The 25831-nt window shown below is 63.2% G+C and carries 22 protein-coding genes and 1 pseudogene; 20 read left to right on the top strand and 3 right to left on the bottom strand.

Translation table 11 applies throughout. The annotated features are described in order from the left end of the window. The first annotated feature begins 13 nt into the window (after positions 1–13). From V3H56_RS06320 to V3H56_RS06265, 12 genes and pseudogenes are all read left to right on the top strand, one after another. Positions 14–919: a FecR domain-containing protein gene (locus V3H56_RS06320; protein WP_152622937.1), complete on the top strand. Its 906-nt coding sequence runs from the start codon at positions 14–16 to the stop codon at positions 917–919. Positions 920–1038: 119 nt separating this feature from the next. Continuing rightward, positions 1039–3633, top strand: coding sequence for a TonB-dependent receptor (locus tag V3H56_RS06315; protein ID WP_338474357.1), 2595 nt, complete (start codon positions 1039–1041; stop codon positions 3631–3633). 153 nt (positions 3634–3786) lie between these two features. Continuing rightward, positions 3787–4377 (top strand): biliverdin-producing heme oxygenase, encoded by a 591-nt coding sequence (locus V3H56_RS06310; RefSeq protein ID WP_047736925.1) that lies wholly within the window; start codon positions 3787–3789, stop codon positions 4375–4377. Between the two features lie 43 nt (positions 4378–4420). After that, a complete protein-coding gene (locus V3H56_RS06305) occupies positions 4421–4843 on the top strand; it encodes a YbaN family protein (protein WP_338474356.1) in 423 nt (140 codons plus the stop codon). A 34-nt stretch (positions 4844–4877) separates the two neighbouring features. Then, positions 4878–6224 (top strand): CoA transferase, encoded by a 1347-nt coding sequence (locus V3H56_RS06300; protein WP_338474355.1) that lies wholly within the window; start codon positions 4878–4880, stop codon positions 6222–6224. Between the two features lie 87 nt (positions 6225–6311). After that, on the top strand, positions 6312–7739 hold the full coding sequence (arcD, locus tag V3H56_RS06295; RefSeq protein ID WP_123579555.1) for an arginine-ornithine antiporter: 1428 nt from the start codon (positions 6312–6314) through the stop codon (positions 7737–7739). A 30-nt stretch (positions 7740–7769) separates the two neighbouring features. Beyond that, positions 7770–9026, top strand: coding sequence for an arginine deiminase (arcA, locus tag V3H56_RS06290; protein ID WP_338474354.1), 1257 nt, complete (start codon positions 7770–7772; stop codon positions 9024–9026). A 67-nt stretch (positions 9027–9093) separates the two neighbouring features. Then, positions 9094–10104 (top strand): ornithine carbamoyltransferase, encoded by a 1011-nt coding sequence (locus tag V3H56_RS06285; RefSeq protein WP_042731070.1) that lies wholly within the window; start codon positions 9094–9096, stop codon positions 10102–10104. 139 nt (positions 10105–10243) lie between these two features. Next, complete coding sequence (gene arcC / locus V3H56_RS06280; RefSeq protein ID WP_338474353.1) at positions 10244–11173, top strand: carbamate kinase; 930 nt, start codon at positions 10244–10246, stop codon at positions 11171–11173. Positions 11174–11239: 66 nt separating this feature from the next. Further along, positions 11240–11599 (top strand): DUF5064 family protein, encoded by a 360-nt coding sequence (locus tag V3H56_RS06275; protein WP_042731068.1) that lies wholly within the window; start codon positions 11240–11242, stop codon positions 11597–11599. Positions 11600–11626: 27 nt separating this feature from the next. After that, positions 11627–11713 (top strand): annotated as a pseudogene (locus tag V3H56_RS06270) (metal ABC transporter ATP-binding protein); the annotation flags it as partial. Positions 11714–11834: 121 nt separating this feature from the next. After that, positions 11835–12011, top strand: coding sequence for a hypothetical protein (locus V3H56_RS06265; RefSeq protein WP_172679727.1), 177 nt, complete (start codon positions 11835–11837; stop codon positions 12009–12011). Between the two features lie 6 nt (positions 12012–12017). Here the strand turns inward: V3H56_RS06265 and V3H56_RS06260 are convergent, their stop codons facing one another. Then, entirely contained in the window at positions 12018–12911 is an 894-nt protein-coding gene (locus tag V3H56_RS06260) for a helix-turn-helix domain-containing protein (protein ID WP_042731067.1), read from the bottom strand. A 176-nt stretch (positions 12912–13087) separates the two neighbouring features. On the opposite strand from V3H56_RS06260, the gene pobA reads away from it, so the two are divergent. After that, the gene (gene pobA / locus V3H56_RS06255; protein WP_042731066.1) at positions 13088–14278 is read left to right on the top strand and encodes a 4-hydroxybenzoate 3-monooxygenase; all 1191 of its coding nucleotides are present in this window, start codon (positions 13088–13090) and stop codon (positions 14276–14278) included. 68 nt (positions 14279–14346) lie between these two features. Beyond that, positions 14347–15864, top strand: coding sequence for an MDR family MFS transporter (locus V3H56_RS06250; RefSeq protein WP_338474352.1), 1518 nt, complete (start codon positions 14347–14349; stop codon positions 15862–15864). A gap of 91 nt (positions 15865–15955) precedes the next feature. Here the strand turns inward: V3H56_RS06250 and V3H56_RS06245 are convergent, their stop codons facing one another. Beyond that, a complete protein-coding gene (locus V3H56_RS06245; RefSeq protein WP_047736940.1) occupies positions 15956–17305 on the bottom strand; it encodes an MFS transporter in 1350 nt (449 codons plus the stop codon). A gap of 288 nt (positions 17306–17593) precedes the next feature. Between V3H56_RS06245 and V3H56_RS06240 the strand changes: the two genes are divergently transcribed. Beyond that, on the top strand, positions 17594–19768 hold the full coding sequence (locus V3H56_RS06240; protein ID WP_042730089.1) for a hypothetical protein: 2175 nt from the start codon (positions 17594–17596) through the stop codon (positions 19766–19768). 287 nt (positions 19769–20055) lie between these two features. On the opposite strand, the gene V3H56_RS06235 is transcribed toward V3H56_RS06240, so the two are convergent. Then, a complete protein-coding gene (locus V3H56_RS06235) occupies positions 20056–20361 on the bottom strand; it encodes a DUF2288 domain-containing protein (RefSeq protein WP_047736943.1) in 306 nt (101 codons plus the stop codon). Between the two features lie 339 nt (positions 20362–20700). Here V3H56_RS06235 and V3H56_RS06230 point away from each other — a divergent pair, with 339 nt between their 5' ends. From V3H56_RS06230 to V3H56_RS06210, 5 genes are all read left to right on the top strand, one after another. Continuing rightward, positions 20701–21828, top strand: coding sequence for a branched-chain amino acid ABC transporter substrate-binding protein (locus V3H56_RS06230; protein ID WP_042730091.1), 1128 nt, complete (start codon positions 20701–20703; stop codon positions 21826–21828). Between the two features lie 229 nt (positions 21829–22057). Continuing rightward, positions 22058–22981: a high-affinity branched-chain amino acid ABC transporter permease LivH gene (gene livH, locus V3H56_RS06225; RefSeq protein WP_042730092.1), complete on the top strand. Its 924-nt coding sequence runs from the start codon at positions 22058–22060 to the stop codon at positions 22979–22981. Beyond that, positions 22978–24234, top strand: coding sequence for a high-affinity branched-chain amino acid ABC transporter permease LivM (locus V3H56_RS06220; protein WP_042730093.1), 1257 nt, complete (start codon positions 22978–22980; stop codon positions 24232–24234). Before livH ends, V3H56_RS06220 begins: the two co-directional genes overlap by 4 nt. Beyond that, positions 24231–24998 (top strand): high-affinity branched-chain amino acid ABC transporter ATP-binding protein LivG, encoded by a 768-nt coding sequence (gene livG / locus V3H56_RS06215; protein WP_042730094.1) that lies wholly within the window; start codon positions 24231–24233, stop codon positions 24996–24998. Before V3H56_RS06220 ends, livG begins: the two co-directional genes overlap by 4 nt. After that, positions 24999–25700, top strand: coding sequence for an ABC transporter ATP-binding protein (locus V3H56_RS06210; RefSeq protein ID WP_042730095.1), 702 nt, complete (start codon positions 24999–25001; stop codon positions 25698–25700). Positions 25701–25831: the final 131 nt, after the last annotated feature.

Genomic DNA, 25831 nt, shown 5'->3' with positions numbered 1-25831 from the left:
CACCGCCCATGCCATGGAGCAGGCACTCGACTGGCTGATCCTGCTGGAGCACCCCAGCGAGGAGCAGACCCGGCAGTTCCAGGCGTGGCTGGCGGCCGATCCGCGCCATGGCGAAGCGTTCGCCCGGGCAAAAGCGATCTGGGACGGCCCGCAGGTGCTGGAAAGTGCCCGGCGGCTCGCCGTCGCCCCCAGGCTCACCCGCCGCTCACGCCTGCGCGCCCACTGGAAACCCCTGGCGACCGCCGCGGTGCTGTTGCTGGGCCTGTTCAACTTCAGCGACCTGCCTGTGCGCTGGCAGGCCGACCACCTGACCGTGGTCGGTGAGCGCCAGCGCCTGCAACTGGAGGACGGTTCCAAGGTGCTGCTCAACACCGATTCGGCGTTCTCCAGCACGTTCAACGAGCAGCGGCACGTGGCCCGCCTGTACAAGGGCGAGGCGTTTTTCGAGGTGCCGGCCAACCGCAACCTGCCGCTGGAAATCGACGCCGGCCCGGTCACGGCCAGCGTCAGCGACACCACGTTCGCGGTGCGCTACCTCGACGGCGTGGCCCAGGTTCAGGTGCAGCGTGGCGACGTCGACCTGCGGGCCAGTCGCAACGACAGCCACGTACGGCTGTCGGCCGGGGAAAGCATCCGCATCGGTCCCAACGGCTTCGACCGCCCATCCCGGCTCGACAGCGCCACCGACCTGGCCTGGGTCCAGGGCCGGCTGGTGTTCGAGAACCGGCCATTGGGCCAGGTACTGGCCGAACTGCAACGCTATTACCCTGGTTGGATCATCAACACCAATGATCGCCTGGCCGGCGTCGCGGTGACAGGTAACTACCGCCTCGATCAACCGCTGGATGTGGTTCGTTCCCTGGCCCACATCACCTCGGCGCGCCTGCAGGAATTCCCGGCGCTGGTGATTTTCAACTAAATGAGAATTATTTTTACTCGATAGGCTTCGCTGGTTCGTCTCGTTATAGCCAATGCAATTGATTCGCATCCAGCCATGCGGATCTGCACCTATAACAGATGCGACACGGAGCGTTATCGATGTCCTCTCGCCTTACTTGCCGGTTCCTCGCCCCTTCTTGCACGCTGTCGCTGTTGACCGCCGCCCTCCTGGTGGCCGGCACGGTGCCGGCCGCCTTCGCGGCCACTGCTGCACAAGCGCCTGCACGGAACATGGGCGACTACACGTTCGCCATCGCCCGGCAACCACTGGTCTCGGCCCTGAACGCCTTCACCGCCGTCACGGGCTGGCAGGTCGGCCTGCCGGCGGAACTGGCCGACGGTGTCGCCTCACCGGGGGTGAACGGCTCGCTGCCCGCGGAAAAAGCCCTGGAGCGACTGTTGCTGGGGACCCACCTGAGCTATCGCAAACTGGGCGACCACAGCATCGTCCTGGAAAAACGCAGCACCGCCAGCGCGATGAACCTGCCACAGGTGACCATCAGCGCCACTCGCCAGGAACAGGACATCACCGGCGTGCCGAGCACCGTCACCGTCCACGACCGCGAGGCACTGGATCGCGGCAACGTCAACACCATCAAGGACCTGGCGCGCTACGAGCCGGGCGTTTCGGTGGGCGGTGCCGGCCAGCGCGGCGGCATCAGCGGCTACAACATCCGCGGCATCGACGGCAACCGGATCCTGACCCAGGTCGACGGCGTGGCCATACCCGACGGTTTCTTCAACGGTCCCTACGCCAAGACCCAGCGCAACTACCTCGACCCGGAAATCGTCAAGCGCGTGGAAATCCTCCGCGGCCCGGCCTCGGTGCTGTATGGCAGCAATGCCATTGGCGGCGCCGTCAGCTACTTCACCCTGGACCCGGACGACATCATCAAGCCGGGCCAGGACGTCGGCGCGCGCCTGAAGACCGGCTACAGCTCCGCCGACGACAGTTGGCTCAAGTCCGCCACCGTCGCCGGGCGCAGCGCAGCCTTCGACGGCCTGTTGCACTACAGCCAGCGCGACGGCCACGAAACCGAATCCTACGGCAGCCACAACGGCACCGGTCTGGACCGCACCGCCGCCAACCCGGAAGACGTGCGCGCCAGCAACGTGCTCGCCAAGCTCGGCTGGAACTACGACGATGATGCGCGCCTGGGCCTGGTCTACGAGAAGTACAAGGACGATCGCGACACCGACCTGAAAAGCGCCTACGGCGGCCCTTACTCCAACGGCGGGCCGGCCATTCCCGTCACTTTGCTGCCGGGCGGCATGTACCAGTGGCGCACCGGCAACGACACCATCACCCGCGAGCGTTTCGGCCTGGAACACAGCTTCGCACTCGACAGCCTGCTGGCCGACCACATGAAGTGGAGCCTGAACCATCAGGTCGCCAAGACGAACGAGAGCACCGAGGAGTTCTATTTCCCGATCACCCGCCAGGTGCTGCGCACCCGCGATACCCTCTACGAAGAAAAGCAGTGGGTCTTCGACGCGCAACTGGACAAGGCCTTCAGCCTCGCCGACACCGACCACGCCCTGACCTACGGCACCACGCTCAAGCAACAGAAGGTCACCGGCTCGCGCAGCGGCAATGGCGTGTGCCTGGCCGTGGGCCGCGGCTGCACCGCCGTGGGCGCCATCAGCGCGGCGGATGTATTGGCCAAGGCCAGTGACTTCCCGGACCCGACCATCAACACCTACAGCGTGTTCGCCCAGGACCAGATCAGCTGGAACCAGTGGACCTTCACCCCGGGGCTGCGCTACGACTACACCCAGCTCAAGCCGCACGTCACCCAGGCCTTCCTGAACACCGCCGACCCGACCGGCGCCGGCACCGTCAGCGACAGTGAGAAGACCTGGCACCGTGTCTCGCCCAAGTTCGGTCTGACCTATGCCTTCAGCGACCAGTACACCGGCTACGGCCAGTACGCCGAAGGTTTCCGTACCCCGACCGCCAAGGCCTTGTACGGTCGCTTCGACAACGCGGGCGTTGGCTACAGCGTGGAGCCCAATCCCAACCTGGAGCCGGAAAAAAGCCAGAGCTATGAGACCGGCCTGCGTGGCCGCTTCGACTCAGGCTCGTTCGACGTGGCGGTGTTCTACAACAAGTACCGCGACTTCATCAACGAAGACGCCATCACCCCCGGCGCCGACCAGTTGACCTTCCAGAGCAACAACATCAAGCACGCCACGATCAAGGGCGCGGAGATCAAGGGACGCCTGGACCTGGATGTCCTGGGCGCGCCGAAGGGCCTGTATACCCAGGGCTCGGTGGCGTATGCCTACGGTCGCAACAACGACACCGGCCAGCCGCTCAACAGCGTCAATCCACTGACCGGCGTGTTCGGCCTCGGCTATGAGCAGGACCACTACGGCACCTTGCTCAGCTGGACCCTGGTCAAGAAAAAAGACCGTGTCGACGACAGCAACTTCAACTCGCCCGATGGCGTGAGCAGCCAGTTCAAGACCCCGGGTTTCGGCCTCCTCGACCTGAGCGGTTTCTACAAAGTGACCCAGGACATCACCGTCAGCGGCGGCCTCTACAACCTCACCGACAAGAAATACTGGCTATGGGATGACGTACGCGGCTACGACAGCGTCGGCGAAGCGGCGGTATTGAGCCCCGCCAACCTCGACCGCCTGACGGCGCCCGGACGCAATTTCGCGGTGAACCTGATCTGGGATATCTGATTCGATCACTGCGGCATGGATTCACCCTTGTGGCGAGGGAGCTTGCTCCCGCTGGGCTGCGCAGCGGCCCCGCAATTTCACGGTCGCTGCGCGACCGAGCGGGAGCAAGCTCCCTCGCCACCACAGCGACCCGTTTAACAGGAAGGCCTACTCATGAACACCCAACGCCCCACTTCCCGCGCCCAGCGCCTCAACCAGATCACCCACGAACCCCACGCCAGGCTCGACGCCCTGGTCAAGGCGCACGCACCGTTCGAAACCACGGCCAGCTATGCCCGCTTCGTCGTCGCCCAATACCTGTTCCAGTCGGAACTGGTGGCGTTGTACAACGATGCCGCGTTGGCCCGCCTGATCCCCGACCTGCCCGCCCGCTGCAGGGCCGAGGCCGCGCGGGCCGACCTGGCGGACCTTGCCACCGAAGTACCGGCGCCGGTGGCCGGCGCGGTGCACAAACCGACCCAGGCCGAGGCCCTCGGCTGGCTGTTCGTCTCCGAAGGCTCCAAGCTCGGCGCCGCCTTCCTGATCAAGCGCGCCGTGGGCCTGGGCTTGAGCGAAACCTTCGGCGCCCGGCACCTGGCCGAACCGGCCGGCGGGCGGGCCGAAGGCTGGAAAACCTTCACCCGCACCCTCGACAACCTGGTCTTCACCCCAGAGCAGGAAGCCGAGGCGGATAAAGGCGCGCTGAATGCGTTCAATCGGTTTACGGTGTTGCTGGAGCAGGCTTACGCCACTGAACCGGCCTGACTCACGCCGTCTATCTGGGAAAGTGTATGCCTGAAAGAAAGTTATGAACCGCCCTTCAAGACTCGCCCAACTGCTCTTCGGCCTGCTCGCCTATACCAGCCTGGCCATCGGCCTGATCGCCATCGTCGTGCCCGGCCTGCCGACGACCGAATTCATCCTGCTCGCTGCCTGGGCCGCGACCCGCAGTTCGCCGCGCCTGAGCGCCTGGTTGGAGCAGCACCGGCTGTTCGGGCCGATGTTGCATAACTGGCGCAACGGCAAGGTCATCCCGCGTCGGGCCAAGGTCGCCGCCACGGCCAGCATGCTGCTCTGCGCCGGCTTGATGCTGGTGATGCTCGACCACGGCTGGCCGGTCTACCTGGCCCTCGTCGGCATGGGCCTGGGCAACCTGTGGATCTGGTCGCGCCCGGTGGCGAGGGCGCAAGCGCGCCCCCGACAGCCCTGCCCCCCGAATAAACCCATTTGATCTATGCTCGTCCTCTCATTCCGGAGGGCCCACGATGACTGACCTGCTCACAACCGTCCAAGCTTCCCTCGGCTTGCCCACGACGCCCATCGCCTTCACGGGCGAAGGCGCCCTGCCTTCGGCATTTGCGGTCACCGAACTGGCCAGCGCCAGCCTCGCCGCAGCCGGCCAGGCCATCGCCGAACTCATCCACCGGCAAACCGGACGCCTGCCGCCGCTTGAAGTCGACCGTCGCCTGGCCTCCTTCTGGTTCTCCACGTCCCTGCGCCCCACCGGCTGGAGCGTGCCGCCGATGTGGGACCCGGTGGCTGGCGACTATGCCACGGCCGACGGCTGGATCCGCCTGCACACCAATGCGCCGCATCATCGACAGGCAGCGGAAAAAGTCCTCGGGCCCTGCGCTGATCGCGCCGCCATGGCCGCCCAGGTAGCCCGCTGGAGCAAGACCGAACTCGAACAGGCCGTCGTCGACGCCGGTGGCTGCGCCGCCGAGATGCGTTCGTGGCAGGCCTGGCAAGCGCATCCCCAAGGCCTGGCAGTGAACGCCGAGCCGCTGGTGCAGTTCGCCCACACCAGCGGTGTGTCCCCCAGGCCCTGGCCGGGCTCCGTGGCCCAGCCACTGGCCGGCCTCAAGGTGCTGGACCTGACCCGCGTGCTGGCCGGTCCCGTGGCCAGCCGCTTCCTCGCCGGCCTCGGCGCCGATGTCTTGCGCATCGACCCTCCGACCTGGGACGAGCCCGGCGTCGTGCCGGAGGTCACCCTGGGCAAACGCTGCGCGCGTCTGGACCTGCACCAGCCCGACGACCGCGCGGTGTTCGAAGCCTTGCTTGAAAACACCGACATTCTGCTCCACGGCTACCGCGCCGACGCCCTTGAACGCCTCGGCTACGGCGCCGAGCAACGGCACAGGATCGCCCCGGGCCTGATCGATGTCAGCCTCAACGCCTACGGTTGGAGCGGCCCGTGGCAGAACCGGCGCGGCTTCGACAGCCTGGTGCAGATGAGCACTGGCATCGCCGCGGCCGGCATGGCCTGGAAACAGGCCGACACCCCGACGCCGCTGCCCGTCCAGGCACTGGACCATGGCACGGGCTACCTGATGGCTGCCAGCGCCGTGGTGCTGTTGGCCCGGCGCCTGGCAAACGGACAAGGCGGCTCGGCACGCCTGTCTCTGGCGCGGACCGCCAAACTGCTGATCGAGCGCGGCGCGGGGGACTCGGCCGCGCTACGGCCCGAGGACGCAGACGACCTGGGCATGCTGGTCGAGCAGACGCCATGGGGACCGGCGCAACGGTTGCAGGTGCCGCTGAAGATCACCGGCACGCCCTGGCAGTGGACGCTCGCGGCGACGAACCTCGGCGCCCATCGAGCGCAATGGTAAGCAGCCTCGCCCCCTGACCTGGGTCAGCTATCGACGCGTTGAATCGACATACGCTGTGACTCTCCTCGGCTGCCTCGGAGTCATGCAATGTCTGATACCCCCGGAAAACTTCGTTTGGGTGCGTTGGTCGCGCTGGTAGTGGGCTCGATGATCGGCGGGGGGATTTTTTCCTTGCCCCAGAACATGGCCGCCAGTGCCGACGTCGGCGCCGTCCTGATTGGCTGGGCGATCACCGCGGTGGGCATGCTGACCCTCGCCTTCGTGTTCCAGACCCTGGCCAACCGCAAGCCCGACCTGGACGGCGGCGTATACGCCTACGCCAAGGCCGGGTTCGGCGACTACATGGGTTTCTCATCGGCCTGGGGCTACTGGATCAGCGCCTGGCTGGGCAACGTCGGCTACTTCGTCTTGCTGTTCAGCACCTTGGGTTACTTCTTCCCGATGTTCGGTGAGGGCAACACGGTTGCCGCGGTGGTCGGCGCGTCGGTGCTGCTGTGGGCCGTGCATTTTCTGGTGCTGCGCGGCATCAAGGAGGCCGCCTTCATCAACCTGGTCACCACGGTTGCCAAGGTCGTGCCGCTGGCCTTGTTCGTGCTGATCGCCGTCTTCGCCTTCAGGCTCGACATTTTCACCAGCGACATCTGGGGCGCGAAGAACCCGCAACTGGGCAGCGTGATGAACCAGGTGCGCAGCATGATGCTGGTCACCGTGTGGGTGTTCATCGGCATCGAAGGGGCGAGCATTTTTTCCGCCCGCGCCGAACGACGCTCGGACGTGGGCAAAGCCACGGTGATCGGCTTCATCACCGTATTGCTGTTCCTGGTCCTGGTGAACGTGCTGTCCCTGGGGATCATGACCCAGCCGGAGCTGGCGAAGCTGCAGAACCCGTCAATGGCGGCGGTGCTGGAGCACGTCGTGGGCCACTGGGGCGCGGTGCTGATCAGCGTCGGCCTGATCATTTCGCTGCTCGGTGCCCTGTTGTCCTGGGTGCTGCTGTGCGCCGAGATCCTGTTCGCCGCCGCCAAGGACCACACCATGCCGGCCTTCCTGCGGCGCGAGAATGCCAACCACGTACCGGCCAATGCCCTGTGGCTGACCAACGCCATGGTCCAGCTGTTTCTGGTCGTCACCCTGTTCTCGGCCAGTACCTACCTGTCGCTGATCTACCTCGCCACCTCGATGATCCTGGTGCCCTACCTGTGGTCGGTGGCCTATGCGCTGCTGCTGGCGGTGCGCGGCGAGACCTATCAGAACGCCCTCGCCGAGCGCCGCAAGGACCTGTTCATCGCCGCCGTCGCCCTGGTCTACGCGGTGTGGCTGCTGTACGCCGGCGGCATCAAGTACCTGCTGCTTTCCGCCTTGCTCTACGCCCCGGGCGCGGTGCTGTTCGCCAAGGCCAGGCACGAAGTCGGCCAAGCGGTTTTCACCGCGGTCGAGAAGCTGATTTTCACCGCTGTGGTCGCAGGCGCCCTGGTGGCGGCCTACGGGCTTTACGCCGGCTTTCTGACCTTGTGATCGCTGAACGTTTTAATGGGAGGATGTGTAATGACCACGGAAAAAATGCAGTACGGCGTTCATTCCGAAGCCGGGAGATTGCGCAAAGTCATGGTGTGTTCCCCAGGCCTGGCCCATCAGCGGCTGACTCCGAACAATTGCGATGAACTGCTGTTCGATGACGTGCTGTGGGTCAACCAGGCCAAGCGCGACCATTTCGACTTCGTCACCAAGATGCGCGAGCGGGGCATCGATGTGCTGGAAATGCACAACCTGCTGACCGACGTCGTCGCCATTCCCGAAGCCCTGGACTGGATCCTGCAACGCAAGATCACCGCCAACTCGGTGGGCCTGGGTCTGGTGAATGAAGTCGGTTCGTGGTTGCGCAGCCTGGAACCGCGCCGGATCGCCGAATACCTCATCGGCGGCGTCTCGGCCGATGACCTGCCCGACAGCTTCGGTGGCAAGACCCTCCAGATGTTTCGTGATTTCCTCGGGCACTCCAGCTTCATCCTGCCGCCGTTGCCCAACACCCAGTTCACCCGCGACACCACCTGCTGGATCTACGGCGGCGTGACCCTGAACCCGATGTACTGGCCGGCGCGTCGCCAGGAAACCCTGCTGGCCAGCGCCATTTACAAGTTCCATCCCGCGTTCACCCACGCCGACTTCCAGGTCTGGTACGGCGACCCCGACCAGGACCATGGCAGCGCCACCCTCGAAGGCGGTGACGTGATGCCGATTGGCAACGGCGTGGTACTGATCGGCATGGGCGAGCGCTCATCACGCCAAGCCATCGGCCAACTGGCGCTGAACCTGTTCAAGCACAAGGCCGTGGAACGGGTCATCGTCGCCGGCTTGCCGAAGTCCCGGGCCGCCATGCACCTGGACACCGTGTTCAGTTTCTGCGACCGCGACCTGGTGACCATTTTCCCAGAGGTGGTGAGCCAGATCGTGGCCTTCTCCCTGCGCCCCGACGAGAGCAAACCCGGCGGCATCGACGTGCGCCGCGAGCAAGGCAGTTTCCTCGACACGGTGGCGGCCGCCCTCAAGCTCCCGGCCCTGCGTGTGGTGGAAACCGGCGGCAACAGCTTTGCCGCCGAACGCGAACAGTGGGACGACGGCAACAACGTGGTGGCCCTGGAACCGGGCGTGGTGATCGGCTACGACCGCAACACCTACACCAACACGCTGCTGCGCAAGGCCGGGGTGGAAGTCATCACCATCAGCGCCAGCGAGCTGGGCCGAGGCCGCGGCGGTGGCCATTGCATGACCTGCCCGATCATTCGCGACCCGATCGACTACTGACCTTCGTGCCCGCGCCCTGGCTGACCGAATACGTGCCAGGGCCCGCCGAAACCCAAGGAGATGCACCATGGCGTTCAACACCCACAACCGTAACCTGCTCAGCCTCGAGCACCACACACCCCGTGAACTGCGTTACTTGCTGGACTTGTCCCGGGACCTCAAGCGGGCCAAGTACACCGGCACCGAGCAGCAGCACCTCAAGGGCAACAACATCGCGCTGATCTTCGAGAAAACGTCGACGCGCACCCGTTGCGCGTTCGAAGTGGCGGCCTACGACCAGGGCGCCAATGTCACCTACATCGACCCCAACTCCTCGCAGATCGGCCACAAGGAGAGCATGAAGGACACCGCCCGGGTGCTCGGGCGCATGTACGACGCCATCGAGTACCGTGGCTTCAAGCAGGAGATCGTCGAGGAACTGGCGAAGTTCGCCGGCGTGCCGGTGTTCAACGGCCTGACCGATGAATACCACCCGACGCAGATGATTGCCGATGTGCTGACCATGCGTGAGCACGCCGACAAACCGATCCATGAGATCAGCTATGCGTACCTGGGCGATGCCCGTAACAACATGGGCAACTCGTTGTTGCTGATCGGCGCCAAACTGGGCATGGACGTGCGCATCTGCGCGCCCAAGGCACTGTGGCCCCACGACGACCTGGTGCAGCGCTGCCATCAGTACGCCGAGGAAAGCGGCGCGCGCATCACCCTTACCGCGGACCCGAAGGCGGCGGTCAAGGGCGTGGACTTCATCCACACCGATGTCTGGGTCTCCATGGGCGAGCCGGTCGAAGCCTGGGCCGAGCGAATCGAACTGTTGCTGCCTTACCAGGTCAACGCCGACCTGATGAAAGCCACCGGCAACCCGCGCACCCGCTTCATGCATTGCCTGCCGGCGTTCCATAACAGCGACACCAAGATCGGCAAACAGATCGCCGAGCAGTACCCGCACCTGGCCAACGGCATCGAAGTCACCGACGACGTGTTCGAATCGCCAGCATGCATCGCCTTCGAACAGGCGGAAAACCGCATGCACACCATCAAGGCCATTTTGGTGTCGACGCTGGCAGACCTGTAAGGCCCTGTGAGCGGGCTTGCTCGCGAAGGCGGCCTGTCAGCCAACATCCATGTTGTCTGTGACATCGCTTTGGCGAGCAAACCCGCTTCCACAAGGGGCCCTTGCGTTGTTCGTTCCACTTTTTGTAAAGGACAGCACCATGCGAATCGTCGTTGCCCTGGGCGGTAACGCCCTCCTGCGTCGGGGGGAACCCATGACCGCCGACAACCAACGCGGCAACATCCGCACCGCGACTGAACAGATCGCCAGGATCCACCCCGGCAACCAACTGGTGATCGCCCACGGCAACGGCCCGCAGGTCGGCCTGCTGTCGTTGCAAGCGGCCGCCTACCCCTCGGTCACCCCGTACCCGCTGGACGTGTTGGGTGCCGAGACCGAAGGCATGATCGGCTACATCATCGAGCAGGAACTGGGCAACCTGCTGGACGCCGACGTCCCCTTCGCCACGCTGCTGACCCAAGTGGAAGTGGACGCCGACGACCCGGCCTTCCAACACCCCACCAAGCCCATCGGCCCGGTCTACAGCCAGCAGGAGGCGCAGGCACTGGCTGCTGAAAAAGGCTGGGCCATCGCCCCGGACGGCGACAGGTTTCGTCGGGTGGTCGCCAGCCCCAGGCCCAAGCGCATCTTTGAAATCCGTCCGATCAAGTGGCTGCTGGAAAAGGGCAGTATCGTGATCTGCGCCGGCGGTGGCGGCATCCCGACGATGTACGACGCCGATGGCAAGCTGCAGGGCGTTGAAGCGGTCATCGACAAGGACCTGTGCTCGGCGCTGCTGGCCGAACAACTGGAGAGCGATCTGCTGGTGATCGCCACCGACGTCAACGCCGCCTTCATCGATTTCGGCAAGCCGACCTGCAAGGCCATCGCCAGTGCCCACCCCGACGCCCTGGAAACACTCGACTTCGTCGCCGGATCCATGGGCCCCAAGGTGCAGGCCGCCTGCGAATTTGCGCGCAATACCGGCAAGGTCGCGGTGATCGGGTCGCTTTCGGACATCGATGCTATCGTCCAAGGCACCGCCGGTACTCGCATCAGCACCGCGACAACCGGCATCACTTATCGATAATTGGAAACTCCCGGGGCAGATCCGGGGTCTGCCTTACTTCTACGCCTTTTTCCAGGAGAGTCGCTCATGGCCCTGTTCCGACCCGGTCACCTGCACATGGAGCGCCACGCGCTGAACAAGGATGACCACAGCTACGATCTGTGCATCGACTACGAGCTTGCCCAGGACCCCACGGAAGGCCAGGGCATGTCGTTCCGGCTGCACGGCACCATCGAGGACAAGCCCGTGGACGAGACGTTTTTCCTGGCCAAGGACCAGGCCTTCGACTTCGCCCGTCCCGCCACACACATCGCGCAGAAACACGGCCTGCCCAAGAGCGCCAACATCGGCTCCTTGCACAAGTACTACGACGACATGTTCGAAGACGTGCGAAAGCAACTGGATGTGAAACCGGGAGACCCGATGAAGCCGGAACACCTGGCGTAACCTGATCCACCCGCCCCCCATCACCCGGTGGGAGCGGGCTTGCTCGCGAAAGCGTCGTATCAGTCAACGATGATGTCGGCTGACACACCGCTTTCGCGAGCAAGCCCGCTCCCACATTGGCGGTATCAGTGTTCTGAATGTCCGGACAGTTGCCACGCCCGCCCCACTGGCAACTCACCCGCGCTGACCTATGCTTGAAACAGTACCCCCGGGTATTCGTTCAGAGGTCATCGCCATGAACATCAAAACAAGAAGACGCTTCGTCATATTCGTCACCTGCGCCGCCACGCTTGCGCTGTATGGCACGGCAGCCTACCGGGTGGAACAGGCCAGGCAACTGCCCCGCGAATTCGCCAGCTGCAACCTGGAACGCTGCATCCCCCATAACGGCTCCCTGAACGCCCTGCGCTGAGGCGTTTCAGTCGTCCTGCTGATCGGTCTTGAGCCGGTCGCGGAACGCCTTGGGCGAGATACCGACGCGGCGGCGGAACAGACGGGTGAAGTTGGTCGGATCGGAAAACCCGAGCATCTCGGAAATCTCGTAGATCGTCATGCCGGTGTAGGTCAGCAGTCGCTTGGCTTCCAGCAACTGCCGCTCATGCATGATCTGCAACGCCGGCTGACCCGCCAGCTCGCGGCAGGTGCCGTTGAGGTGCGACACCGATATGCCCAGGCGATGGGCCAGGTCTTCGACCTTGACGTGCTGGCGATAGGTTTCCTCCACCAACTGGATGAACCCGTTGAGGTATTCCCGCGCCCGTTGCGGGCGCTGGGTCTGGGTGCGGCGCTGCATGACCTGGCGGCTGACCCAGACCATGATCACGCTGACCAGCGCGTGCATCAGCATTTCCCGGGCCGGTTGGTGGCCCATGTACTCGCTCTGCAAGGCACTGAACAGGCTGTTCAGGTAATCGGCGTTCTCACCGGCCGGGTAGCTTTCGGCCTGGGCCAGCACGTTGACCGAATGCCCCAGCTGCGATTGCAGATGCGTCACCAGTGGCGCCGCCAGGGTCACCACGTAGCCGTCCACATCCTCGGAAAACCGGAACCCATGCACCGACAACGGCGGCAGGATCTGCACCGTCGGCTCGTCGAATTGCGTGCGTTGGCCTTCGATTTCCAGCTCCGCCCACCCCTTGAACACAAACAGCAACTGGCACAGGTCAGCATGCCGGTGGGGCTTGATTTCCCATTGATGCTCGCTGCTGCGCTTGGAAATGGTTTCACAGTGCAGCAGGTCCGGTGTCGGCCAATCCTGGCTCTCGCCATAGAGCTTGAACACCGGGATCGAAGGCAGCTCAGGTTTTTTCATAACGCGGATCCGGGCCTGGGGTTGCGGGCGATAATCGCACCAATTGGCAGAAAGAACAGGTATCGGCTCAGTTTTCCCCTTCAACTGACAGCTCCGCAAGCGAAAAATGCAGGCACTCAGGTCCATAACAATTAACGCGGACCCTGGCCGCGTACTTCGTGCGAGTCATAACAACAATGAAAACCCTCAAGACCCAAGTTGCGATTATCGGTGCCGGCCCCTCTGGCCTGCTGCTCGGCCAGTTGTTGCACAACGCCGGCATCGACACCGTCATTGTCGAACGCCAGGCACCGGACTACGTACTGGGCCGCATCCGCGCCGGTGTGCTGGAACAAGGCATGGTCGACCTGCTCCGCCAGGCCGGCGTCAGCCAGCGCATGGACGCTGAAGGCCTGCCCCACGACGGTTTCGAGCTGGCGCTCAACGAACGTCGGGTGCACATCGACCTCAAGGCGCTGACCGGTGGCAAGAACGTCATGATCTACGGCCAGACCGAAGTGACCCGCGACCTGATGGCCGCCCGCGAAGCCGCCGGCGCCCGGACGTTCTATCAGGCCGGCAACGCCCAGCCCCACGACCTGCAGACCGACCAGCCCTACGTGACGTTCGAGTGCGACGGGCAAACCTGGCGCCTGGACTGCGACTACGTGGCGGGCTGCGACGGCTTCCATGGCGTGGCGCGACAGTCGATCCCGGCGGACACACTGAAGGTGTTCGAGCGGGTCTACCCGTTCGGCTGGCTCGGCGTGCTGGCCGACACCCCGCCGGTGCACGACGAACTGGTCTACGCCCGCCACCCCCACGGTTTCGCCCTGTGCAGCATGCGTTCCAAGACCCGCAGCCGTTACTACCTGCAAGTGCCGGCTGAAGAACCACTGGCCGACTGGCCGGACGCGCGCTTCTGGGCCGAACTGAAGAACCGTCTTCCCGCCGACCTGGCCGAGGCCCTGGTGACCGGCCCGTCCATCGAGAAAAGCATCGCGCCGCTGCGCAGCTTCGTTGTCGAACCCATGCAGTACGGCCGCCTGTTCCTGGTGGGCGATGCCGCGCACATCGTCCCACCCACCGGGGCCAAGGGCCTGAACCTGGCGGCCAGCGACGTCAGCACACTGTTCAACATCCTGCTCAAGGTCTATCGCGACGGCCGCGTGGACTTGCTCGAACGCTATTCCGCCATCTGCCTGCGCCGGATCTGGAAAGCCGAACGGTTCTCCTGGTGGATGACCTCGATGCTGCACCGTTTCGACGATGACGCCTTCAACCAGCGCATCAGCGAAGCGGAACTGGAGTATTTCGTCGACTCCGAGGCCGGTCGAAAAACCATCGCGGAAAATTACGTCGGACTTCCTTATGAGGCTATCGAATAGCCGGCTATCGACATAAACTGCGGACTCCGTCCCTTCGCCCTACCGGCGTGACGCCCGCAGGTTTTGCCGTGACCCAGCTCAACACCCCGCAAGCCCAGAAGCCGGCCATCCGCAGCATCCTGGTCGCGCTGATGCTGGCGATTTTCCTCAGCGCCCTGGACCAGACCATCGTCGCCGTGTCGATGCCGGCCATCTCGGCGCAATTCAAGGACGTCAGCCTGCTGGCCTGGGTGATCTCCGGCTACATGGTCGCCATGACCGTGGCGGTGCCGATCTACGGCAAGCTCGGCGACCTCTACGGGCGACGGCCGCTGATGCTGTTCGGCATGGGCCTGTTCACCCTGGCTTCGCTGTTCTGCGGCCTGGCCCAGGACATGGAGCAATTGGTGCTGGCGCGGATTGTCCAAGGCATCGGCGCCGGCGGCATGATCTCCGTGAGCCAGGCGATCATCGGCGACATCATCCCGCCCCGCGAGCGCGGCCGCTACCAGGGTTACTTCAGCAGCATGTACGCCGTGGCCAGCGTGGCCGGGCCGGTGCTGGGCGGCTACATGACCGAATACCTGTCGTGGCGCTGGGTGTTCCTGATCAACCTGCCGCTGGGCCTGGCGGCCTGGTGGGTGGCCCGGCGCACCCTGGTCGGGCTGCCGGTGCCGCAGCGCACGCCGATCATCGACTACCTTGGCACGGTGTTGCTGATCATCGGCCTGACGGCCCTGCTGCTGGGCATTACCCAGATCGGCCAGGGTTACGCCTGGTACAGCCGCGACGTGCTGGGCTTGCTCGGTTGCGCGGTGGTGGGCCTGGGGATTTTCGTCTGGCACGAGCGCCGGGCCCGGGAACCGCTGCTGCCGATGCACCTGTTTGCCAACCGCAGCGCGGTGCTGTGCTGGTGCACGGTGTTCTTCACCAGCTTCCAGGCAATTTCCCTGACGGTGTTGGTGCCGCTGCGCTTCCAGAGCGTGACCGGCGCCGGGGCCGACAGCGCGGCGCTGCACCTGTTGCCCCTGGCCATGGGGCTGCCGATCGGCGCCTATTGCGCCGGGCGCCGGACCTCGGTGACAGGGCGCTACAAACCGATGATCTTAAGCGGCGCCCTGCTCTTCCCCTTTGCCATCCTCGGCATGGCCTTCACGCCCCCCGGCGCCTTTTGGCTGAGCAGCCTGTTCATGCTGCTCAGCGGCATCGCCTCGGGGATGCAATTTCCCACGTCCCTGGTGGGCTCGCAGAACTCGGTGCAGCAACAGGACATCGGGGTCGCCACCAGCACCACCAACCTGTTCCGCTCCCTTGGCGGGGCGGTGGGCGTAGCCTTGATGTCGGCGTTGCTACTGGCCCTGCTGCAGGACTCCAGCTTCGCCCAATTCGCCGGGACCTCGCTGATCGGCGAAGGGCACTCCGGCAACGTGCTGCTGGACGGCCTGAACGCCGCGCCGGGTGAGGCACAGGGCGCCCTGCGCCAGGAACTGCAGGCGACGTTCCGGCACCTGTTGCTGATCAGCGCGGCGGTGTCGCTGCTGGGTTTGGCGGCCGCCGCCGCGATGCCGAACCATTTGTTGCGTGGGCGGGATGAGAAAGTTCGGTAAATACCAAACCTCTGGTTAACGCAGCCACCTGTGGCGAGGGAGCTTGCTCCCTCGCCACAGGTAAATTGTGCAAGGCTGCTTCTTGTGCGCCTTATGCTGTCGCCGCTGCGCCCATCGGCTCCACCACCGCACTCATGCCATCCTTCATCCGCTTGGCATCGCGCACGAAACAGCGCGAGGCCAGGAACAGGAACACCATGGTCATAAACAGGGCCACCGGAATCAGGTACATCGCGTCGTGCAAGCCGATGGCCTTGAAGGCTTCGGTCATCTGCGGGGCGCCGGCCGCCGCCATGGCGGTGCGGGCGAAGTAGTCCGACAGCCCGCCCACCACCACCGGCCCCAGCCCGCCACCGAGCAGGTACAACCCAGCAAAGAACAGCGCCATCGCCGTGGCCCGCAAGCGCGGCTCGACCACGTCCTGGATCGCCGTGTACACGCAGGTGTAGAAGTTATAGGCAAACAGCCAGCCGACACTGAACACCGCGACGAACACGCCGATTTCGATCCGCCCGGCGTGCAAGGCCCAGGCGGTGGTGACCGTCGAGATGACCAGGCTGAACGCCGCGAACAGCAGGCGACCACTGGCCACCCGCTGATGGATCTTGTCGGCGACCCAGCCGCCCAGGGTCAGCCCGAACAGCCCCGTCACACCGACCATGATCCCGGTGGCCACCGCCGCATCAGGCAGCGACAACTGGAAATAGCGTTGCAGCATCGGCACCAGGAAGGAGTTGCAGGCGTAGGTGGCGAAGTTGAAGCACAGCCCCGCCAGCACCAGCCACAGGAACGTCGGAATGGCCAGGACCCGGCGGATCGGCCGGTCGATCTTGTCCTGGGACACCTGCACGGTTTCCGCCGCGCCGCGCTTGGGTTCCTTGATGAAGAACATGAACACCGCCAGCACCAGCCCCGGCACGGCCGCGATGAAGAACGGCGCGCGCCAGCTGTCGAACGCCTTGACCATCGCGCCGATGGTGAAGAAGGCCAGCAGCAACCCGATCGGCAGGCCCAGCATGAAGATGCCCATGGCTCGCGCCCGGCGATGGGCCGGGAACAGGTCGCCGATCAGCGAGTTGGCCGCCGGCGCGTAACTGGCCTCGCCGATGCCGATGCCCATGCGCACCACCAGAAATGCCCAGAAACTGCCCACCAGGCCATTGACCGCCGTCAGCGCGCTCCAGGTGGCCAGGCCCCAGCCCATCAGTTTGCTGCGCGAGCCGGTGTCGGCCATGCGCCCCAGCGGCAGCCCGGCAATGGCGTAGACGATGGTGAAGGCGGTGCCGATGATGCCGATCTGGAAGTCGCTGAGGCTCCACTCCATGCGGATCGGCTCGATGATGATCGCCGGGATGGTGCGGTCGAAGAAGTTGAACAGGTTGGCGAGGAACAGCAGGAACAAAATGCGCCAGGCATTCGCCGCTTGGGTCGAGTTCTGCATGGGTCCGTCTCTTATTGTTTTTGGGCAACGGCGAGCATCCGAGCCCTGAATTTGCAATCTAGACAGCGGCGTGCGGGATGTCTGCGATCATTCGCCAGGCTGATACCCGACCATGGCGGCCAAGGCCTTTCTTGATGGCGGTCAACATACCGTAACAATTGCCATCATTTTGCCGGTTCTCGATTAAAGATCATGTCCCGGTGGCCGATCCATCATGAAGCTTCTTTCATCCGCTATGGTTCGATGACAGCGGTCGTCCAACCCACCAGTTCAGGCGTACGGCGCACAATGACTTCCAAAAAAACAGCCACTGCGGTATCCGATCTGACCCTGGGCCCGGCCGCCAACGGCTTTGAAACGTCGACGGTGTCGAGCGCCTCACGCCCCTTGTCGACCCAGCAGTACCTGTACTTCACCGAGACCAATACCGACCGCATCCTCGACAACCTCGACGGCCTGCGCGACACCGTGTTCCCGCGCCCACCGCACCTGGTGGATGACGAATACGACCGCAACCAGCAGGAATTCCCGTCGGTGTGCCTGATCGGCCTGGGCCGCTGCGGCTCCAACATCGCCCTGGACGTGGCGGAGCTGGTCTACAACGCGCGCAAGTTCTACCTCAACGAGTTCAACGCCGAAGACAAGCACTACGACAAGGGCTACAGCCCCGCGCAGTGGATCCGTCACAACCTGCGCCTGGGCACCGGCAAGGCCAGCAAGCCGGTGTTCCTGGTGGAACCGCTGGTCATGCTCGGCGACCTGGACAAGGACATCGCCGGGCGCATCCGCTTCTCACGCAAGGGCGAAAAGAGCGGCTTTTTGCGTGACTACAGCAAGATGAAAATCATGGACTTGTCGGAGGTCCACGCCGGCGGCGCCGGTAACGCGCCGATCCTGGGCCAGTACCTGGCCAAGATCATCCTGAACAAGGACACCCAGCGTTTCTCCAGCCCCGACTGGAAAATGATCCACTCGTACCTGATCGACAGCTGCGGCATCAAGGCCAACCAATCGCGCCTGTATTTCTCGATCTTCAGTGCCGGTGGTGGCACCGGTTCGGGCATGGCCTCGGAGTTCGGCCTGGCCCAGCAGTACTCGTACATGAACAAGACGTTCGACACCAAGCCGATGGACGAACACGACAGCAAGAGCGGCCACTCCTTCGTCTTCGAGCCGATCTTCACCAGCGGCATCTGCGTGCTGCCGAACATTTCCGACCACCGCAGTGAAATGTCCGAGGCGCTGCACATCAACGCCGGGCGGCTGCTGTGCAAATACCTCTCGGAAGAATGGGATTTTTCATACAACTTCGCCAATGAAGACAGCAGCGAAGCCAGCGTCATGGGCCGGATCCGCCCATGGAACGCGATGATGCTGATCTCCAACGACATCATGCGTTATGCCGAGGAAAGCGACGACGGCAACATCCAGAACATCGATGTCAACGCCATGGAGAAACACGCCAACCAGTACATCTCCCAGCAGATTTTCAACATCCTGACCGCCCAGGCGGTCACCACCGATTACGACCAGAACTATTTCCGTCGGGCCGGCATCGACATCGGCGAAACCATTCGCCTGGACGCCAACGACCTGTTCATGAGCCTGGCCGGCCCGGTGGCCATTGCCTACGCCGAATCGGTGGTCCCGGAAACCCCGGCGCCGAGCGGTGACAAGTTCAAGGTGTTCGAGAAAGAGCCGCCACGCCTGAACATCGACGACCTGTTCTTCCGCTCCATCGACCTGCCGCACTTCAACAAGGTCACCCAGGCCATCGAAGGCATCAGCCTGTTGCCGATCGAATCCAAGCGCTACCGGGCGTCGCTGGAGCAGTACAAGAACTCCGGCTACGACGCCGCGGCCCTGCATGACCTGCACTTCTTCAAGAACTGCTCGTCGGTGGTGTCGATCGTGTCCTTGCCCAAGGACTACAAGCTGTCCTACATGGACCTGAACCGGCTCAAGACCCACCTCAACAGCCTGTTCCCCAACACCACGCTCAAGCGTTACGCGCTGGTGATCGGCGCCTCGGCCAACCTGTCGCTGACCACCCTGATCGCCAAGAGCCCGTGCCTGTCGGATGACTTCCTGACCCTGATCGTGGCGTTCATCAAGCGCTGCTTCGCCCGCACGCCGTACCGCTTCGACGACACCCTGGACAACTCGATCCTGGACTTCATCATCAACGAAGACTTCGACGAAGAACGCATCGACGACCTGCTCAACGAGTTCGAAAACCCGGCGAAGATCCTCGACACCAACTGGTACGCCATCAAGCCGATGTACGAGAAGAAATACCGCGAGCTGATCAACGACAAGGAGAAGTTCGTCTCGATCAATGACATCCGCCTGTCACGCGACTGCGTGAAAAAGGCCATCAAGTACCTGCGCGAGATCTACCGTCATCGCATTGGCAAGACCAAGGTTATTTCGTTGAACAACCATACAGGCAGGACTTATTGAGTCCGGCGCAGCACCGTGTTGCCTCCAATCGCGAGCAAGCTCGCTCCCACAGGGTTTTGTGTACACAGACCCACTGTGGGAGCGAGCTTGCTCGCGATAGCGGTCCTGAATCCCGCACCTGAACAACATCCAGAAACAATTAAGCAGCCCTAAGGCTGCTCAATAAACTGTTCCCGTTACGTATACGTCACCCTGCCCTGTGGCGTTTCACCACGGCAGGATGCCATCACGCTACTCACCTACACACTTTTATACCGCGCGCGCAGCGACCCAAGTTGGTGCATCGATCACTTCGACGCCCTTTCCTGGATCAGGATCCAAGGCGAAACCACCACCGCCCAGAGCTGCGGATCACGCTCCAGAAAATCCAGCGCCCGCGTTTCAGACAGTTTCGCGAGCTGCTCGCCGGCCAACCAGGCGGAGACTTTCTCGCCTTCGTCCTGGGCCACGGCTTCGGCGGCGGCGATCAAATCCAGTGCCGGGTCGACCCATAATAGGGCACCCTTGGCGAAGAACGGTTCCAGCTCCTTCCAGGTGATGGATGCGGTTTCACCGAGCAGCTTGGCATAGAGGGTGCTAGGTTCTTGGTTCATGGGCCTGTCCGGAAAAGAAATCGGCGCGAATGATAACGTCGGTGGTCCGGCAGAAAAACCCGGTAGTAAATGGAGGGCCGATTGAAAAGTGCAGCAGGTGCCAGGGAATGCCGATTTGACCGGAGAAACCCCGTCGCTATTCTGTCTTTTTCTTTCAATAAAGCGACACCCTCAGGATTTGCCCCCAAGCGCCAGCTTCCCTTGCCAACAATCGGCGCTCTACACTGTACCGGTACAGTTGCCGGGGGCATTTTCCGCGAGGATATCCAAGATATCTGACCCGGTTCTGCTGCTACGGCGCCAGGACTATAAAAACTACAACAGCATGAGTGGAGCACTATGACTAAGGCTACTAAGCAGATTTCCAAACTGTTTGCCGCTATGGTTCTGGCCGGGGTTGCCAGCCATTCGTTCGCCGCAGACACCATCAAGATCGGCATCGCCGGCCCGAAAACCGGCCCTGTAGCCCAATACGGCGACATGCAGTTCAGTGGCTCCAAGATGGCCATCGAGCAAATCAACGCCAAGGGCGGCGTGAACGGCAAGCAACTCGTCGCCGTTGAATACGATGATGCCTGCGATCCAAAACAAGCAGTTGCCGTTGCGAACAAGGTCGTCAACGACGGCGTCAAGTTCGTGGTCGGCCACCTGTGCTCCAGCTCCACCCAGCCGGCTTCGGACATCTACGAAGACGAAGGCGTGATCATGATCACTCCGGCGGCCACCAGCCCGGACATCACCGCTCGCGGCTACAAGATGATCTTCCGCACCATCGGCCTGGACAGCGCCCAAGGCCCGGCGGCCGGCAACTACATCGCCGACCACGTCAAGCCGAAGGTCGTTGCGGTCCTGCACGACAAGCAGCAGTACGGTGAAGGCATCGCCAGCGCGGTGAAATCGACCCTCGAGAAGAAAGGCGTGAAAGTGGCCGTCTTCGAAGGCGTGAACGCCGGCGACAAAGATTTCTCCTCGATGATCGCCAAGCTCAAGCAAGCCAACGTCGACTTCGTCTACTACGGCGGCTACCACCCGGAGCTGGGCCTGATCCTGCGTCAGTCCGAGGAAAAGGGCCTGAAGGCCAAGTTCATGGGCCCGGAAGGCGTGGGCAACGACTCCATCTCGCAGATCGCCAAGGAATCCTCCGAAGGCCTGCTGGTGACCCTGCCGAAGTCCTTCGACCAGGATCCGGCCAACATCGCCCTGGCTGACGCCTTCAAGGCCAAGAAGGAAGACCCGAGCGGTCCGTTCGTGTTCCCGTCCTACTCCGCCGTCCAGGTGATTGCCCAAGCCATCACCGAAACCAAGAGCGAAGACCCGACCAAAGTGGCCGAAGCCATCCACGCCGGCACCTTCAAGACCCCGACCGGCGACCTGAGCTTCGACGCCAAGGGCGACCTGAAGGACTTCAAGTTCGTGGTCTACGAGTGGCACTTCGGCAAGCCTAAAACCGAAGTTTCGCCTCAGTAAGGCCTGGCCTGACTGACTGCCAATAAAGCCCACGGCGTGCCGTGGGCTTTGTTTTGAATGTATTGGGCCGCGCTGGCGTGATCCGCCAGTCTCCCCACCTGAAAATCTCAAAACCGTCATCAGCGGTTCGCTGGCCAACCTCGTGCTCGAAGTGGATGCAGATCCACGGGGCCGGGCGGGAAAATGACTCCACCAGTGAAATGCGTATCAGGTTTTTAGGAGCGCTGTAATGCCTGACATCTATCACTTCTTCCAGCAGCTGGTTAACGGCCTGACCGTTGGCAGCACGTATGCCCTGATCGCCATCGGCTATACGATGGTCTACGGCATCATTGGAATGATCAACTTCGCCCACGGCGAGGTGTACATGATCGGCTCCTACGTGGCGTTCATCGCCATCGCCGGGCTGAGCATGATGGGACTCGACAGTGTCCCGCTGTTGATGACCGCGGCTTTCATCGCGAGCATCGTGGTCACCAGTTCCTATGGCTACAGCATCGAACGGATCGCCTACCGCCCCTTGCGCGGCAGCAACCGTCTGATCCCGCTGATTTCCGCCATCGGCATGTCGATCTTCCTGCAGAACACGGTTCTGCTTTCGCAAGACTCCAAGGACAAATCCATTCCCAACCTGATTCCGGGCAACTTCGCCATCGGGCCAGGTGGCGCACATGAAGTGCTGATTTCGTACATGCAAATCGTGGTGTTCGTGGTGACCCTGCTCGCCATGCTCGGCCTCACGCTGTTCATCTCCCGCTCCCGCCTGGGCCGCGCCTGCCGCGCCTGTGCCGAAGACATCAAGATGGCCAACCTGCTGGGCATCAACACCAACAACATCATCGCCCTGACCTTCGTCATCGGTGCGGCCCTGGCGGCCGTCGCCGCGGTGCTGTTGAGCATGCAATACGGCGTGATCAACCCCAACGCCGGTTTCCTCGTCGGCCTCAAGGCCTTCACCGCCGCGGTGCTGGGCGGTATTGGCAGCATCCCCGGCGCCATGCTCGGCGGGTTGGTGCTGGGCGTAGCGGAAGCCTTTGGCGCCGATATCTTCGGCGACCAGTACAAGGACGTCGTGGCGTTCGGCTTGTTGGTTCTGGTCCTGTTATTCCGGCCGACCGGCATCCTGGGCCGTCCGGAGGTTGAAAAAGTATGACTAGGCATCTCAAATCGGCGCTTTTCAGCGCCCTGCTGGTCTGGGCCGTGGCCTACCCGGTACTCGGTCTCAAACTGACCATCGTCGGCATCAACCTGGAAGTGCACGGCACCAGCCCGGCCATCCTGATGACCATCGCCGCGTGCTCGCTATTGATGTTCCTGCGCGTGCTGTTCAGCACCCAGATCAGCGCGGCCTGGAAGTCCTCGCCCGGCCTGCCGGTGATCCCGGCCAAGGCCAGCCACTTCCTGACCCTGCCGACCACCCAGCGCTGGATCATCCTGGCCCTGATCGTCGGCGCGCTGGTGTGGCCGTTCTTCGGCTCGCGCGGCGCGGTGGACATCGCCACGTTGATCCTGATCTACGTGATGCTCGGCCTCGGCCTGAACATCGTGGTGGGCCTGGCCGGCCTGCTGGACCTGGGCTACGTGGGCTTCTACGCCGTCGGGGCCTACAGCTATGCGCTGCTGTCCCATTACTTCGGCCTGAGCTTCTGGATCTGCCTGCCGATCGCCGGGATGATGGCCGCCACCTTCGGTTTCCTGCTGGGCTTCCCCGTGCTGCGCCTGCGGGGTGACTACCTGGCCATCGTGACCCTGGGCTTCGGCGAGATCATCCGTCTGTTCCTGCGCAACCTGACCGACATCACCGGTGGTCCGAACGGCATCAGCAACATCGAGAAGCCGACGTTCTTCGGCCTGACCTTCGAGCGCAAGGCCGCCGAAGGCCTGCAGACGTTCCACGAATACTTCGGCCTGGAATACAACTCGATCAACAAGGTCATCTTCCTCTACCTCGTTGCCCTGTTGCTGGCCCTGGCCGCGCTGTTCGTGATCAACCGCCTGCTGCGCATGCCGATCGGCCGTGCGTGGGAAGCGCTGCGCGAAGACGAGATCGCCTGCCGCGCGCTGGGGCTCAACCCGACCGTGATCAAGCTCTCGGCCTTCACCCTGGGCGCCGCCTTCGCCGGTTTCGCCGGCAGCTTCTTCGCCGCCCGCCAGGGCCTGGTGACACCGGAGTCCTTCACCTTCATCGAGTCGGCGATCATCCTCGCCATCGTGGTGCTGGGCGGGATGGGCTCGCAGTTGGGGGTGATCCTGGCCGCCGTGGTGATGATCCTGTTGCCTGAAATGATGCGTGAATTCAGCGAATACCGCATGTTGATGTTCGGCGCCCTGATGGTGCTGATGATGATCTGGCGTCCCCAAGGTCTGCTGCCTATGCAACGCCCTCACATGGAGCTGCGCAAATGAGCCGCGAGATCCTCAAGGTTGAAAATTTGAGCATGCGCTTCGGCGGCTTGCTGGCGGTCAATGGCGTGGCCCTGACCGTGAAAGAGAAACAGGTGGTTGCCTTGATCGGGCCGAACGGCGCGGGCAAGACCACGGTGTTCAATTGCCTGACTGGCTTCTACCAGCCAACCGGCGGTAGCATCCTGCTGGACGGCGAGCCGATCCAGGGCCTGCCGGGGCACAAGATCGCCCTCAAGGGCGTGGTGCGCACCTTCCAGAACGTGCGGTTGTTCAAGGACATGACGGCGATCGAGAACCTGCTGATCGCCCAGCACCGTCACCTGAACACCAACTTCTTTGCCGGCCTGTTCAAGACCCCGTCGTTCCGCAAGAGCGAACGCGAGGCCATGGAGTACGCCGAGTACTGGCTGGAGAAGGTCAACCTCAAGGAGTTCGCCAACCGGACCGCCGGCACCCTGGCCTACGGTCAGCAACGGCGCCTGGAAATCGCCCGCTGCATGATGACCCGTCCGCGGATCCTCATGCTCGACGAACCGGCCGCCGGCCTGAACCCCAAGGAAACCGAAGACCTGAAGGCACTGATCAGCGTGCTGCGCGAGGAGCACAACGTCACGGTGCTGCTGATCGAGCACGACATGAAACTGGTCATGAGCATTTCCGACCACATCGTGGTGATCAACCAGGGCACGCCCCTGGCCGACGGCACGCCGGACCAGATCCGCGACAATCCTGAAGTGATCAAAGCCTACCTGGGGGAAGCGTAAATGCTGCAGTTCGAAAACGTTTCCACCTTCTACGGCAAGATCCAGGCCCTGCACAGTGTCAACGTCGACGTCCGCCAGGGCGAAATCGTGACGCTGATCGGTGCCAACGGCGCCGGTAAGTCCACGCTGCTGATGACCCTCTGCGGTTCGCCCCAGGCCCGCAGCGGCAGCATCCGCTACATGGGCGAGGAACTGGTGGGCCAGGACTCTTCGCAGATCATGCGCAAGAGCATCGCGGTGGTGCCGGAAGGTCGTCGGGTGTTTGCCCGACTGACCGTGGAAGAAAACCTCGCCATGGGCGGGTTCTTCACCGACAAGGGCGACTATCAGGAACAGATGGACAAGGTCCTGCACCTTTTCCCACGCCTGAAAGAGCGTTTTACCCAACGCGGCGGCACCATGTCCGGCGGCGAACAGCAAATGCTCGCCATCGGCCGTGCGCTGATGAGCAAGCCCAAGCTGCTGCTGCTCGACGAGCCGTCCCTGGGGTTGGCGCCGATCATCATCCAGCAGATCTTCGACATCATCGAACAGCTGCGCAAGGATGGCGTGACGGTGTTCCTGGTGGAGCAGAACGCCAACCAGGCCCTGAAGATCGCCGACCGGGCCTACGTACTGGAAAACGGCCGCGTGGTGATGCAAGGCAGCGGTGAAGCCTTGCTGACCGACCCAAAAGTGCGCGAGGCGTACCTGGGCGGTTAACGTTTGCAGCCAACAGAAAACGGCCTTCGGGCCGTTTTTTTTGCACACCTGCACCGCTACGTGGCGAGGGCGCTTGCTCCCGCTGGGAAAAAATTCAAGCACTCGCTGTAACACTTCCCCACGTCCCGTCT

The sequence above is a fragment of the Pseudomonas sp. MS646 genome, from assembly GCF_036693845.1.
Classification (GTDB): Bacteria; Pseudomonadota; Gammaproteobacteria; order Pseudomonadales; family Pseudomonadaceae; genus Aquipseudomonas; species Aquipseudomonas chlororaphis_E.
Note: the sequence above shows the minus strand (reverse complement) of the source record. Positions and strands in the feature narration are given on the sequence as shown.

What these genes read in the sequence shown, in the direction of transcription:
- V3H56_RS06260 (WP_042731067.1), bottom strand. Translation starts at nt 12,911, where the DNA reads ATGAAAAAACCTGAGCTGCCTTCGATCCCGGTGTTCAAGCTCTATGGC.
- V3H56_RS06245 (WP_047736940.1), bottom strand. Translation starts at nt 17,305, where the DNA reads ATGCAGAACTCGACCCAAGCGGCGAATGCCTGGCGCATTTTGTTCCTG.
- V3H56_RS06265 (WP_172679727.1), top strand. Translation starts at nt 11,835, where the DNA reads ATGAACATCAAAACAAGAAGACGCTTCGTCATATTCGTCACCTGCGCC.
- arcC (WP_338474353.1), top strand. Translation starts at nt 10,244, where the DNA reads ATGCGAATCGTCGTTGCCCTGGGCGGTAACGCCCTCCTGCGTCGGGGG.
- V3H56_RS06285 (WP_042731070.1), top strand. Translation starts at nt 9,094, where the DNA reads ATGGCGTTCAACACCCACAACCGTAACCTGCTCAGCCTCGAGCACCAC.
- livH (WP_042730092.1), top strand. Translation starts at nt 22,058, where the DNA reads ATGCCTGACATCTATCACTTCTTCCAGCAGCTGGTTAACGGCCTGACC.
- V3H56_RS06235 (WP_047736943.1), bottom strand. Translation starts at nt 20,361, where the DNA reads ATGAACCAAGAACCTAGCACCCTCTATGCCAAGCTGCTCGGTGAAACC.
- V3H56_RS06240 (WP_042730089.1), top strand. Translation starts at nt 17,594, where the DNA reads ATGACTTCCAAAAAAACAGCCACTGCGGTATCCGATCTGACCCTGGGC.
- V3H56_RS06230 (WP_042730091.1), top strand. Translation starts at nt 20,701, where the DNA reads ATGACTAAGGCTACTAAGCAGATTTCCAAACTGTTTGCCGCTATGGTT.
- V3H56_RS06275 (WP_042731068.1), top strand. Translation starts at nt 11,240, where the DNA reads ATGGCCCTGTTCCGACCCGGTCACCTGCACATGGAGCGCCACGCGCTG.
- V3H56_RS06320 (WP_152622937.1), top strand. Translation starts at nt 14, where the DNA reads ATGGAGCAGGCACTCGACTGGCTGATCCTGCTGGAGCACCCCAGCGAG.
- V3H56_RS06300 (WP_338474355.1), top strand. Translation starts at nt 4,878, where the DNA reads ATGACTGACCTGCTCACAACCGTCCAAGCTTCCCTCGGCTTGCCCACG.
- V3H56_RS06310 (WP_047736925.1), top strand. Translation starts at nt 3,787, where the DNA reads ATGAACACCCAACGCCCCACTTCCCGCGCCCAGCGCCTCAACCAGATC.
- arcA (WP_338474354.1), top strand. Translation starts at nt 7,770, where the DNA reads ATGACCACGGAAAAAATGCAGTACGGCGTTCATTCCGAAGCCGGGAGA.
- pobA (WP_042731066.1), top strand. Translation starts at nt 13,088, where the DNA reads ATGAAAACCCTCAAGACCCAAGTTGCGATTATCGGTGCCGGCCCCTCT.
- arcD (WP_123579555.1), top strand. Translation starts at nt 6,312, where the DNA reads ATGTCTGATACCCCCGGAAAACTTCGTTTGGGTGCGTTGGTCGCGCTG.
- V3H56_RS06210 (WP_042730095.1), top strand. Translation starts at nt 24,999, where the DNA reads ATGCTGCAGTTCGAAAACGTTTCCACCTTCTACGGCAAGATCCAGGCC.
- V3H56_RS06305 (WP_338474356.1), top strand. Translation starts at nt 4,421, where the DNA reads ATGAACCGCCCTTCAAGACTCGCCCAACTGCTCTTCGGCCTGCTCGCC.
- V3H56_RS06315 (WP_338474357.1), top strand. Translation starts at nt 1,039, where the DNA reads ATGTCCTCTCGCCTTACTTGCCGGTTCCTCGCCCCTTCTTGCACGCTG.
- livG (WP_042730094.1), top strand. Translation starts at nt 24,231, where the DNA reads ATGAGCCGCGAGATCCTCAAGGTTGAAAATTTGAGCATGCGCTTCGGC.
- V3H56_RS06220 (WP_042730093.1), top strand. Translation starts at nt 22,978, where the DNA reads ATGACTAGGCATCTCAAATCGGCGCTTTTCAGCGCCCTGCTGGTCTGG.